Origin of the sequence: Streptococcus macedonicus ACA-DC 198 (assembly GCA_000283635.1) — a bacterium.
Lineage (GTDB): Bacteria > Bacillota > Bacilli > Lactobacillales > Streptococcaceae > Streptococcus > Streptococcus macedonicus.
On the sequence record HE613569.1, the window covers coordinates 87,501 to 101,141 of the forward strand.

The 13,641-nt window shown below is 39.7% G+C and carries 7 protein-coding genes; 6 read left to right on the forward strand and 1 reads right to left on the reverse strand.

From position 1 onward, the window contains the following. Positions 1–52: 52 nt before the first annotated feature. The 3 genes from SMA_RS00650 to SMA_RS00660 are packed head-to-tail and all read left to right on the forward strand — an operon-like array spanning position 53 to position 2,014. On the forward strand, positions 53–499 hold the full coding sequence (locus tag SMA_RS00650; protein ID WP_014293755.1) for a zinc-dependent MarR family transcriptional regulator: 447 nt from the start codon (positions 53–55) through the stop codon (positions 497–499). Next, positions 496–1,206: a metal ABC transporter ATP-binding protein gene (locus tag SMA_RS00655; protein ID WP_014293756.1), complete on the forward strand. Its 711-nt coding sequence runs from the start codon at positions 496–498 to the stop codon at positions 1,204–1,206. The genes SMA_RS00650 and SMA_RS00655 overlap by 4 nt, the downstream gene beginning before the upstream one ends. Next, positions 1,196–2,014 carry a metal ABC transporter permease gene (locus tag SMA_RS00660; RefSeq protein ID WP_014293757.1) on the forward strand — a complete coding sequence of 273 codons (819 nt, stop codon included), beginning with the start codon at positions 1,196–1,198 and terminating at the stop codon, positions 2,012–2,014. The genes SMA_RS00655 and SMA_RS00660 overlap by 11 nt, the downstream gene beginning before the upstream one ends. Before the next feature lie 73 nt (positions 2,015–2,087). Here the strand turns inward: SMA_RS00660 and tyrS are convergent, their stop codons facing one another. Further along, positions 2,088–3,344 carry a tyrosine--tRNA ligase gene (gene tyrS, locus SMA_RS00665; protein ID WP_014293758.1) on the reverse strand — a complete coding sequence of 419 codons (1,257 nt, stop codon included), beginning with the start codon at positions 3,342–3,344 and terminating at the stop codon, positions 2,088–2,090. Between the two features lie 159 nt (positions 3,345–3,503). On the opposite strand from tyrS, the gene pbp1b reads away from it, so the two are divergent. From pbp1b to rpoC, 3 genes are all read left to right on the forward strand, one after another. Continuing rightward, positions 3,504–5,828, forward strand: a complete 2,325-nt coding sequence (gene pbp1b / locus SMA_RS00670; protein WP_014293759.1) for a penicillin-binding protein PBP1B — start codon at positions 3,504–3,506, stop codon at positions 5,826–5,828. Positions 5,829–6,170: 342 nt separating this feature from the next. Then, a complete protein-coding gene (rpoB, locus tag SMA_RS00675) occupies positions 6,171–9,743 on the forward strand; it encodes a DNA-directed RNA polymerase subunit beta (protein WP_014293760.1) in 3,573 nt (1,190 codons plus the stop codon). 177 nt (positions 9,744–9,920) lie between these two features. After that, a complete protein-coding gene (rpoC, locus tag SMA_RS00680) occupies positions 9,921–13,559 on the forward strand; it encodes a DNA-directed RNA polymerase subunit beta' (protein WP_014293761.1) in 3,639 nt (1,212 codons plus the stop codon). The last annotated feature ends 82 nt before the right edge of the window (positions 13,560–13,641 follow it).

Here is a 13,641-nt window from a genome sequence, read left to right on the forward strand (position 1 = left end):
CTTTTTTTAGTTTTTGATATAATTAACTGGTTAATGAAATGAGGTGTGAAATATGCAGCTAGAGAAGCAAGTAGATAAGTTAGTAAATCAAATTTTGTTGAAAGCAGAAAATCAGCATGAATTGTTGTTTGGTGATTGTCAGAGTGGTGTTGCCATAACAAATACTCAAGAGCATATCTTAATGCTTCTGTCACAAGAACGTTTGACAAATTCTGATTTGGCAAAACGTTTGAATATTAGTCAGGCAGCGGTAACGAAGGCAATTAAGTATTTGGTGAGTCAAGGAATGTTAGCGTCTGTGAAAAATAAAGAGGACGCACGAGTGACCTATTTTGAATTGACAGACATTGCTAAGCCAGTTGCCAAAGAGCATACTCATCATCATGATGCAACATTGGCTGTTTACAAAAACTTATGTCACCAGTTTTCTGAGGATGAACAAGACGTTATTGCACGATTTTTGAAGGTCTTTTCAGATGAGTTAGAAGGGCGAGAATGAGATATATTACTGTAGAAGATTTGTCTTTTCAATATGATAGTGAGCCAGTTTTAGAAGGAATTAACTATCATCTTGATAGTGGAGAATTTGTCACTTTAACAGGTGAAAATGGTGCTGCCAAATCTACGTTGGTAAAGGCGACATTAGGTATTTTGACACCAAAAAGTGGTCAAGTAACCATTTCAAAAACGAATAAAGAGGGTGAGAAGCTTCGCATTGCTTATTTACCACAGCAAATTGCGAGTTTTAACGCAGGTTTTCCATCAACGGTTTATGAATTTGTGAAATCAGGGCGTTATCCAAGGAATGGTTGGTTTCGTCGTCTGACCAAGCATGATGATGAGCATGTCAAAATTAGCTTAGAATCTGTTGGCATGTGGGAAAATCGTCATAAGAGAATTGGTAGCTTGTCAGGTGGGCAAAAACAGCGTGTTGTTATTGCTAGAATTTTTGCATCTGATCCTGATATTTTTATTTTGGATGAACCAACTACTGGTATGGATGCTGGAACGACAGAAACTTTTTATGAGTTGATGCATCATAGTGCGCATAAACATGGAAAATCTGTTTTGATGATTACTCATGATCCAGATGAGGTAAAACATTATGCTGACCGTAACATTCATTTGGTACGTAATCAAAAGACGCCATGGCGTTGTTTTAATGTGCATGGTACTGATGTGAAAGGGGCTGTTGATGTTGATTGAAATATTTTCTTATGATTTTATGCAACGTGCTATTATGGCAGTAATTGCTATTAGTATTTTTGCCCCGATTTTAGGAGTTTTCCTTATCTTACGCCATCAAAGTTTAATGAGTGATACGCTTAGCCACGTTTCTTTGGCCGGTGTTGCTTTAGGTATTTTGCTTGGGACTTCAACAACTTGGTCAACGATTCTTGTTGTCACGATTGCTGCGGTTATTTTGGAGTACTTGCAGACGGTTTATAAGCATTATGTTGAAATTTCAACAGCTATTTTAATGTCGCTTGGTTTGGCGATTTCGTTGATTGTGATGAGTAAGTCTGAAAATGGTAGTAGTGTTAATTTGGATCAATATTTGTTTGGTTCGATTATTACGATAAATATAGGGCAGGTAATTGCGCTATTTACCATTGCAGTTGTTGTTGTGTTTCTAACGATTTTATTTATTAGACCAATGTATATTTTGACATTTGATGAGGAGACAGCTTTTGTTGATGGTCTGCCTGTTCGTTTAATGTCTGTTCTCTTTAATATTGTGACAGGGATTGCGATTGCTTTGACAATTCCTGCGGCTGGAGCTCTTTTGGTTTCAACGATTATGGTTTTGCCAGCAAGTATTGCTATGCGCTTGGGAAAGAATTTTAAATCGGTCATTCTTATTGGTGTAATCGTTGGTTTTATCGGTATGGTAGCTGGTATTATCACCTCTTACTACTGGGAAACACCTGCGAGTGCTACCATTACAGTTATTTTTGTGGGAATTTTCCTTTTGGTGAATTTATTTAATATGATTTTTCATCGTAATAGCTAAAAAAGAGGGGAGCCCTCTTTTTTTGTTGTAATAAAAAACAGACACCCAAAGGTGCCTGTAAAGATTATACTAATTAGTATGTTAACACGAAGTATTTTTTCTTACCGCGACGGATAACTGTTAGTTCGTTATCGATTTTATCGTCGTCAGAAAGTGTGTAGGCTAAATCTTGGATACGTTCACCGTTGATGTAGATGGCACCATTTTGAACGTCTTCACGTGCTTGACGTTTTGATGGTGAAATTTTTGTGGCTACAAGAACTTCAACGATATTGCGGTTATCATCGGCTTTAACAGCGTAGTTAGGAACGTTGTTTAGACCTTGTTTCAATTCTTTTGCTGAAAGGCTCTTGATGTTTCCGGCGAAAAGTTGTTCAGTGATTTTAAGGGCTTGTTTGTAAGCTTCTTCGCCGTGAACAAGTGTGACAACTTCGCGTGCTAAGATCTTTTGTGCTAAACGTTCATGACGAGCTGCGTTGAATTCTCTTTCGATTTCAGCGATTTCTTCTAGTGAAAGGAATGTAAAGATTTTCAGGAAGCGAACAGCGTCGTCATCCATAACGTTGAGCCAGAATTGATACATTTCGTATGGAGATGTTTTGTCGGCATCAAGCCAAACAGCATTTCCTTCAGATTTACCGAATTTTTTACCTGTTGAATCAGTGATGAGTGGTACGGTCATGACATAACCTGTTTTATCAGCTTTGCGGCGTAGCAACTCTGTACCAGCAGTCATATTTCCCCATTGGTCTGAACCACCGATTTGCAAGGTAACGTTGTATTTGTCATTTAATTCGTAGAAATCGTAACCTTGCATGATTTGGTAGGCGAATTCAGTGTATGAGATACCAGTTTCGATACGTTTTTTAACGGATTCTTTACTCATCATAGCGTTGACAGTAAAGTATTTTCCGACATCACGTAGGAAGTCAATGAAGCTGACATTACCAAACCAATCATAGTTGTTTACCATAACGGCTTTGTTGTCACCATTTTCGAAATCAAGGAAACGTGATAATTGATTTTGAATCTTAGTTACCCAGCCGTCAACAGTTTCTTTAGTTTGAAGACTGCGTTCAGCATCTTTGAATGATGGGTCACCGATAAGTCCAGTAGCTCCTCCAACAAGAGCATATGGTTTATGTCCTGCCAATTGAAGGCGGCGTGATGTTAAAATAGCAACTAGGTGACCAAGGTGCAAGCTATCAGCTGTAGGATCATAACCAGTATAATAGGATACTTGCCCTTCTGTTAATGCTTTGACAAGGGCTTCTTCATCAGTCGTTTGAAAAACCAAGCCACGTTCTTTGAGTTCTTCGAATATGTTCACGAGCTTTCTCCTTACTTAAAATTTTGAGGTTGATAGTAATTTCTAGCTAAGCTAAATCTACCCCAATGATATATTGTAGTTTACAGGCTATTATATCAAAAAGCGGTACTTCTATGCAAGCTTTATCAAAGTTTGGTATAATATTAATGAGGTATTAGAATGTTTAAGAGAAACAAGAAAAAGAAAAAAACAAATCACCAGAAATTTAGTGTTATAGATTTGGGTTCGGTTGCTTTAAGAACAGTGAAATTATTAACCGACTTTTTTTATATTATTATCATCCTGTTTGGGATGTTAGGGGCGGGGATAGCTTTTGGTTATCTTGCAAGTCAGATTGATTCTGTCAAAATTCCTAGCAAGGAAAGTCTGGTTAGTCAGGTAACATCTCTGACTAGGATTTCAGAGATGTCGTATTCTGATGGTAGTTCGATTGCAAGTATTGATACTGATTTGTTGCGAACACCTGTTGAAAGCGACGCTATTTCAGACAATGTTAAAAAAGCTATTATTGCGACTGAGGATGAAAACTTCGAGAGCCATGATGGTGTTGTTCCAAAAGCTGTTTTTCGTGCAATCTTAGCTTCAGTACTTGGTTTGGGTGAGACAAGTGGTGGGTCAACTCTTACGCAACAGTTGATTAAACAACAAATTTTGGGAGACGATCCAACCTTTAAACGTAAATCACGCGAAATTATCTACGCATTGGCGCTAGAACGTTATTTGAGTAAAGATGAGATTTTGACTGATTATCTTAACGTCTCTCCATTCGGACGTAATAATAAAGGTGAAAATATTGCTGGGATTGAAGAAGCAGCGCAAGGGATTTTTGGCGTTTCAGCCAGTGATTTGACAATTCCACAAGCGGCATTTTTAGCTGGTTTGCCACAAAGTCCGATTGTCTATTCTCCGTACACAGCTGCAGGGCATCTAAAAAACGAGGAGGATATGGCTTATGGTTTGTCTCGTCAGCAAGATGTTCTTTATAATATGTATCGCGCAGACTATTTGACTAAAGCTGAATATGAGGAATATAAGGCTTATGATGTTAGTCAGGATTTCATTCAACCTGAATCAACGACAACGAGTGAACATGATTTCCTTTATTATGCTGTTTTAGAAGAGGCTCAGGATATCATGTATGATTATTTGGTTGATCAAAATGGTGTTTCTGAACAAGAATTAAAAAATGATTCAACGAAGGAATCTTACCAAAAATTGGCTTTAGAAGCATTGCAACAGGGTGGTTATACCATCAAAACAACAATTGATAAAGATGTTTATAACGCCATGCAGAATACCGTAGTACAATACGGTAGCACGCTTGATCAAGGAAGCTCAGAAACGGTTGAAGTTGGTAATGTCTTGATGGATAATTCAACTGGAGCTGTTCTAGGATTTATTGGTGGACGGGATTATTCAACTAACCAGAACAACCATGCGTTTGACACTGCGAGGTCACCAGGATCAAGTATTAAGCCGATTATCGCGTATGGGATTGCTATTGACCAAGGGCTTTTAGGTAGTGCTAGTATGTTATCTAACTATCCGACAACTTTCTCTAGTGGTCAGTCAATCATGCACGGTAGTGAAGAAGGAACGGCAATGGTTACTCTCCAAGAAGCTTTGAATACGTCATGGAATATTCCAGCTTATTGGACGTATCAAATGTTGCTCAATGATGACGTTGATGTTGAATCTTACATGAAGAAAATGGGATATGATATTGATGATTATTCTATTGAAAGCTTGCCTTTAGGTGGAGGAATTGAGACAACGGTTCTTCAACAAGTTAATGCTTACCAAATGATTTCAAATGGTGGTGTTTACTTGAAAGATTACATGGTTGATAGTATCACAGATAGTCAAGGCAATGTTATTTATCAACATAAAGCTAATCCTGTACGTGTCTTTTCTGAAGCAACGGCTAGCATTTTAAATCAGTTATTAAAAGAAGTTATCACTGGTGGTGGTACGACAAAATTTTATTCAGATTTGAAGAGTTTAAATGCGACAGCCGCTAGTGCGGATTGGACAGGTAAAACCGGTACAACTGACAATTATACAGACGTGTGGCTTGTGCTATCAACACCGAAAGTAACGCTTGGTGGTTGGGCAGGTAATGACGACAATACTTCTTTACCTGATGCAGCAGGATATACTTATAACGCGCAGTACATGGCTTATTTGGTTAATGCTATCTACAATGCTGATTCAAGTGTCTTAGGTGTTGATAAGAAATATAGTTTGTCTTCAAGTGTTATCAAATCAACAGTTCTTAAAGCAACAGGTTTACAGCCTGGTACGGTGACGGTCAATGGTCGTTCGCTTACTGTGAATGGTGAAACAACGACAAGTTTTTGGGCTAAGAATGGTGCGGGTACAATGACTTATAAATTTGCTATTGGTGGTACAGATAGTGATTATACAAAAGCTTGGGAAAGTTTGTTGACTAATTCCTCTATCACAACAAGTAGCAGCAACTAATATACTTGCAAGAATTGAAAAAATAAGGTATAATGTTAACAACTATTTGTCGTCTGCTTTAGTTGAAATATTGTCCAACTAAGGTTTACAGCAGTTAAATCACACTTTTATTGGTCAGATTTAGCTGCTCTTTTTGTGCCTAATTTTAGAAAAAATAGGAGTTGTAACCTATATTTAAAGATTCTAAAAATTCACATCAACGACACACTTGGCAGGGTGTTTTAACGAGCAGCCTAACTATAAAGGTCAAGATGAAAAATAATGATGATTCTCGTTAAAATGAAGGGAATCGGGTTATGTGACATTTATTGACCTCTGTATTTTAATGAAGGAGTAAAAAACTTGGCAGGACATGAAGTTCAGTACGGAAAACACCGTACACGTCGTAGCTTTTCAAGAATCAAGGAAGTTCTTGATTTACCTAACTTGATTGAAATTCAAACGGATTCTTTTAAAGACTTCTTGGATAATGGATTGAGAGAAGTTTTTGAAGATGTACTTCCGATTACAAACTTTACGGATACTATGGAGCTTGAATTTGTTGGTTACGAGTTAAAAGAGCCTAAATATACGCTTGAAGAAGCTCGTATCCACGATGCATCTTATTCGGCACCTATTTTTGTAACCTTCCGTTTGATTAATAAAGAAACAGGAGAAATCAAAACTCAAGAAGTTTTCTTCGGTGATTTCCCAATCATGACCGAAATGGGTACATTCATTATCAATGGTGGTGAACGTATTATCGTTTCTCAGTTGGTTCGTTCTCCTGGTGTTTATTTCAACGATAAAGTTGATAAAAACGGTAAAGTTGGTTACGGTTCAACTGTAATTCCTAACCGTGGAGCTTGGCTTGAATTAGAAACAGATTCAAAAGACATTGCTTACACACGTATTGACCGTACACGTAAAATTCCATTTACAACACTTGTACGTGCACTTGGTTTCTCAGGTGATGATGAAATCATAGATATCTTTGGTGACAGCGAGCTCGTTCGTAATACTATTGAAAAAGATATTCACAAAAATCCATCAGATTCACGTACTGACGAAGCACTTAAAGAAATTTACGAACGCCTTCGTCCAGGTGAACCAAAAACAGCTGATAGCTCACGTAGTTTGCTTGTAGCTCGTTTCTTTGACCCACGTCGTTATGACTTGGCAGCTGTTGGACGTTACAAAATCAATAAAAAACTTAACGTCAAGACTCGTCTCTTGAATCAAACCATTGCTGAAAACTTGGTTGATGCTGAAACTGGTGAAATTCTTGTTGAAGCTGGTACAGTAATGACACGTGACGTGATTGATTCAATTGCTGAACAATTAGATGGTGATCTTAACAAATTTGTTTACACACCAAATGATTACGCTGTTGTCACTGAACCTGTTGTTCTTCAAAAATTCAAAGTTGTGTCACCAGTTGACCCAGACCGCATTGTTACAATCGTAGGTAATGCCAATCCTGATGATAAAGCGCGTGCGCTTACACCAGCAGACATCTTGGCTGAAATGTCATACTTCCTTAATCTTGCTGAAGGTCTTGGTAAAGTTGACGATATCGACCACCTTGGTAACCGTCGTATTCGTGCCGTTGGTGAATTGCTTGCTAACCAATTCCGTATTGGTCTTGCTCGTATGGAACGTAATGTTCGTGAACGTATGTCAGTTCAAGACAATGAAGTGTTGACACCACAACAAATCATCAACATTCGTCCTGTAACTGCGGCTGTTAAAGAATTTTTCGGTTCTTCTCAATTATCACAGTTCATGGACCAACACAACCCACTTTCTGAATTGTCTCACAAACGTCGTTTGTCAGCCTTAGGACCTGGTGGTTTGACTCGTGACCGTGCTGGTTATGAAGTTCGTGACGTGCACTACACTCACTATGGTCGTATGTGTCCAATTGAAACTCCTGAAGGACCTAACATTGGTTTGATTAATAACTTGTCAACATACGGACATCTTAATAAATATGGTTTCATCCAAACACCATATCGTAAAGTTGACCGTGCTACTGGTGTGGTTACAAACGAGATTGTTTGGTTGACTGCCGATGAAGAAGATGAATACACGGTAGCGCAAGCTAACTCAAAACTTAACGAAGATGGAACATTCGCTGAAGAAATCGTTATGGGACGTCATCAAGGTAATAACCAAGAATTCCCATCAAACATCGTTGACTTCGTAGATGTTTCTCCTAAACAAGTAGTTGCCGTTGCGACAGCATGTATTCCTTTCCTTGAAAACGATGACTCAAACCGTGCTCTTATGGGTGCCAACATGCAACGTCAAGCGGTGCCATTGATTGATCCACATGCACCATATGTTGGTACTGGTATGGAATATCAAGCAGCTCACGATTCTGGTGCCGCTGTTATCGCTAAACACGATGGACGCGTAGTTTTCTCAGATGCTGAAAAAGTTGAAGTTCGTCGTGAGGATGGTTCACTTGATGTTTACCACATTACTAAATTCCGTCGTTCAAACTCAGGTACAGCATACAACCAACGTACACTTGTTAAAGTTGGTGATATTATTGAAAAAGGTGACTTCATTGCTGACGGACCTTCTATGGAAAAAGGTGAAATGGCACTTGGTCAAAACCCAATCGTTGCCTACATGACATGGGATGGTTACAACTATGAAGATGCCGTTATCATGAGTGAACGTCTTGTTAAAGAAGATGTTTACACATCAGTTCACTTGGAAGAATTTGAATCAGAAACACGTGATACTAAGTTAGGCCCTGAAGAAATCACTCGCGAAATTCCAAACGTTGGTGAAGAAGCTCTTAAAGACCTTGACGAAATGGGTATTATCCGTATCGGTGCTGAAGTTAAAGAAGGTGATATCCTTGTAGGTAAAGTAACACCTAAAGGTGAAAAAGACCTTTCTGCTGAAGAACGCCTTCTTCACGCAATCTTCGGTGATAAATCTCGTGAAGTACGTGATACATCACTTCGTGTGCCACACGGTGGAGATGGTGTTGTTCGTGATGTTAAAATCTTCACACGTGCTAACGGTGATGAATTGCAATCAGGTGTCAACATGCTCGTTCGTGTTTACATTGCACAAAAACGTAAAATCAAAGTCGGAGATAAAATGGCCGGTCGTCACGGAAACAAAGGGGTTGTTTCTCGTATCGTTCCTGTTGAAGACATGCCATATCTTCCAGACGGAACTCCAGTTGATATCATGTTGAACCCTCTTGGGGTGCCATCTCGTATGAATATCGGACAAGTTATGGAACTTCACCTTGGTATGGCAGCTCGTAACCTCGGTATTCACATTGCAACCCCAGTCTTTGATGGGGCAACATCAGAAGACCTTTGGGATACTGTTCGTGAAGCTGGTATGGATAGCGACGCTAAGACAGTTCTTTATGACGGTCGTACAGGTGAACCATTTGATAATCGTGTCTCTGTTGGTATCATGTACATGATCAAACTTCACCACATGGTTGATGATAAACTTCACGCTCGTTCAGTTGGTCCTTACTCACTTGTTACACAACAACCTCTTGGTGGTAAAGCACAATTTGGTGGACAACGTTTCGGTGAAATGGAAGTTTGGGCTTTGGAAGCTTATGGTGCATCAAATGTCCTTCAAGAAATCTTGACATACAAGTCAGATGATGTGACTGGACGTCTTAAAGCTTATGAAGCTATCACTAAAGGTAAACCAATTCCAAAACCAGGTGTACCAGAATCATTCCGAGTGCTTGTTAAAGAATTGCAATCACTTGGTCTTGATATGCGTGTGCTTGATGAAGATGACAACGAAGTAGAACTTCGTGATCTTGATGAAGGTGAAGACGACGATGTTATGCACGTTGATGACCTTGAAAAAGCTCGTCAAAAACAAGAAACTGAATCTGCCGAAAAAGTAGAAGATTCTGCTGAAGAAAATAAATAATAGGAAACAACAATTTAGACATGGAAAGTGCAAACAAAATTTGCCTTTCCTAGTCAGATTGTTTGAATGAGTCCTATAACGATAAATAATGTCTTGCAGACAAAAAGTTTGTAAGTCGTGACAAGCTAGAAAGTAGCTCTGCTATTTTCAAAAGAACAATAAAGAAAGGTAAAACTAGTGGTTGACGTAAATCGTTTTAAAAGTATGCAAATCACATTAGCCTCACCAAGTAAAGTCCGTTCATGGTCTTATGGTGAAGTTAAAAAACCTGAAACAATCAACTATCGTACGCTCAAACCAGAACGTGAAGGTCTTTTTGATGAAGTAATCTTTGGACCAACAAAAGACTGGGAATGTGCTTGTGGTAAATATAAACGTATTCGTTATAAAGGAATTGTTTGTGACCGCTGTGGTGTTGAAGTAACACGTGCTAAAGTTCGTCGTGAACGCATGGGACACATTGAATTGAAAGCTCCAGTATCACACATCTGGTACTTCAAAGGTATTCCATCACGCATGGGACTTACTCTTGACATGAGTCCACGTGCTCTTGAAGAAGTTATTTACTTCGCTGCTTACGTAGTTATCGATCCAAAAGATACTCCGCTTGAACCAAAATCACTTTTGACTGAGCGTGAATATCGTGAAAAATTACAAGAATACGGACAAGGATCATTTGTTGCGAAAATGGGTGCTGAAGCTATCCAAGATCTTCTTAAACGCGTTGATTTGAAATCTGAAATCGCTGAACTTAAAGAAGAATTGAAAACAGCAACAGGGCAAAAACGTATCAAAGCTGTCCGTCGTTTGGACGTGCTTGATGCTTTTTACAAATCTGGTAACAAACCAGAATGGATGGTACTTAACATCTTGCCAGTTATTCCACCAGATCTTCGTCCAATGGTGCAATTGGATGGTGGACGTTTCGCTGCATCTGACTTGAATGACCTTTACCGTCGTGTTATCAACCGTAACAACCGTTTGGCTCGTTTGCTTGAATTGAATGCCCCAGGTATCATTGTGCAAAATGAAAAACGTATGTTGCAAGAAGCTGTTGATGCTCTTATCGATAACGGTCGTCGTGGTCGTCCAATCACTGGTCCTGGTAGCCGTCCTCTTAAATCTTTGAGCCACATGCTTAAAGGTAAACAAGGTCGTTTCCGTCAAAACTTGCTTGGTAAACGTGTTGACTTCTCTGGACGTTCAGTTATCGCCGTAGGTCCAACACTTAAAATGTATCAATGTGGTGTGCCACGTGAAATGGCTATCGAATTGTTCAAACCATTCGTAATGCGTGAAATCGTTGCGCGTGACTATGCTGGTAACGTTAAAGCAGCTAAACGTATGGTTGAACGTGGTGATGAACGTATTTGGGATATTCTTGAAGAAGTTATCAAAGAACACCCAGTACTCCTTAACCGCGCACCGACTCTTCACCGTTTGGGTATCCAAGCCTTCGAACCAGTCCTTATTGACGGTAAAGCACTTCGTCTTCACCCACTTGTTTGTGAAGCCTACAATGCCGACTTCGATGGTGACCAAATGGCCATCCACGTGCCACTTTCTGAAGAAGCACAAGCTGAAGCACGTATTCTTATGCTTGCCGCAGAACACATCCTTAACCCTAAAGATGGTAAACCAGTCGTAACACCATCTCAAGATATGGTTCTTGGTAACTACTACCTTACTATGGAAGACTCAGGTCGTGAAGGTGAAGGAATGATCTTCAAGGACCGTGATGAAGCAGTTATGGCTTACCGCAATGGTTATGTTCACTTGCATACTCGTGTGGGTATTGCCGTTGATAGCATGCCAAATAAGCCATGGACTGACGAACAGAAACATAAAATCCTGGTTACAACTGTAGGTAAGATTCTCTTCAACGATATCATGCCTGAGGATTTACCTTACCTTCAAGAGCCAAACAATGCTAATCTAACAGAAAAAACTCCAGATAAGTACTTCTTGGCACCAGGACAAGATATTCAATCTGCTATTGACAGCTTGGAAATCAATGTACCATTTAAGAAGAAAAATCTTGGAAATATCATTGCGGAAATCTTTAAACGTTTCCGTACAACAGAAACATCAGCTTTCCTTGACCGCTTGAAAGACCTTGGTTACTATCATTCAACTCTTGCTGGTTTGACAGTGGGTATCGCCGATATCCCAGTTATCGATAACAAACAAGAAATTATCGATGCAGCTCACAGCAAAGTTGAACAAATCAATAAAGCCTTCCGTCGTGGTTTGATGACTGATGATGACCGTTATGTTGCTGTTACCACAACATGGCGTGAAGCTAAAGAAAAACTTGAACAACGTCTGATTGAAACACAAGATCCTAAGAATCCTATCGTTATGATGATGGACTCAGGAGCTCGTGGTAACATCTCTAACTTCTCACAACTTGCCGGTATGCGTGGTTTGATGGCTGCTCCGAACGGACGTATCATGGAATTGCCTATCCTATCTAACTTCCGTGAAGGTTTGTCTGTCTTGGAAATGTTCTTCTCAACTCACGGTGCTCGTAAAGGTATGACCGATACAGCCCTTAAGACTGCCGACTCTGGTTACCTTACTCGTCGTTTGGTTGACGTTGCCCAAGACGTTATCATTCGTGAAGACGATTGTGAAACTGACCGTGGTCTTGTTATTCGTGCTATCACTGATGGTAAAGAAGTAACAGAAACTCTTGAAGAACGTCTTGTTGGTCGTTACACTAAGAAATCTGTTAAACATCCTGAAACTGGCGAAGTTATCGTTGGTCCAGATGTATTGATTACTGAAGATACGGCGGCTGAAATTGTTAAAGCTGGTGTTGAAGAAGTTACAATCCGTTCAGTATTCACATGTAACACTCGTCATGGTGTCTGCCGTCACTGTTATGGTGTCAACCTTGCAACAGGTGATGCGGTTGAAGTTGGTGAAGCAGTTGGTACAATTGCCGCTCAATCTATCGGTGAACCTGGTACACAGCTTACAATGCGTACTTTCCATACGGGTGGTGTTGCGTCAAATACCGATATCACACAAGGTCTTCCTCGTATCCAAGAAATCTTTGAAGCTCGTAATCCTAAAGGGGAAGCCGTTATCACTGAAGTTAAAGGTACTGTTGTTGACATCGAAGAAGATGCTTCTACACGTACTAAGAAAGTTTACGTTCAAGGTAAAACTGGTATGGGTGAATACGTGGTACCATTCACTGCCCACATGAAAGTTGCTGTTGGTGATGAGGTACACCGTGGTGATCCACTTACCGAAGGTTCTATCCAACCTAAACGTCTCCTTGAAGTTCGTGACACATTATCAGTTGAAACTTACCTTCTTGCTGAAGTACAAAAAGTTTACCGTAGCCAAGGGGTAGAAATCGGTGATAAACACGTCGAAGTAATGGTTCGCCAAATGCTTCGCAAAGTTCGTATTATGGATCCAGGTGATACAGAACTTCTCCCAGGCACACTTATGGATATTGCAGACTTTACGGATGCTAACAAAGATGTTGTTATCTCTGGTGGTATCCCTGCAACATCACGTCCAGTGCTCATGGGGATTACAAAAGCTTCGCTTGAAACTAACTCATTCTTGTCAGCCGCATCATTCCAAGAAACAACTCGTGTTCTTACAGATGCTGCTATCCGTGGTAAGAAAGATCATCTTCTTGGTCTTAAAGAAAATGTTATCATCGGTAAAATCATTCCAGCTGGTACAGGTATGGCTCGTTACCGCAACCTTGAACCACTAGCTGTTAATGAACTTGAAACAAGTGAAGAAGCAGAAACAGTTGAAGCAACTGTTTCAACAGATGCTGAATAAGGTTAATTCGCATTTTATGCTAATAAATGAAAAGGTCTGAGATGAAAATTCTCAGACCTTTTTGCTTGTTATTATTGGAATT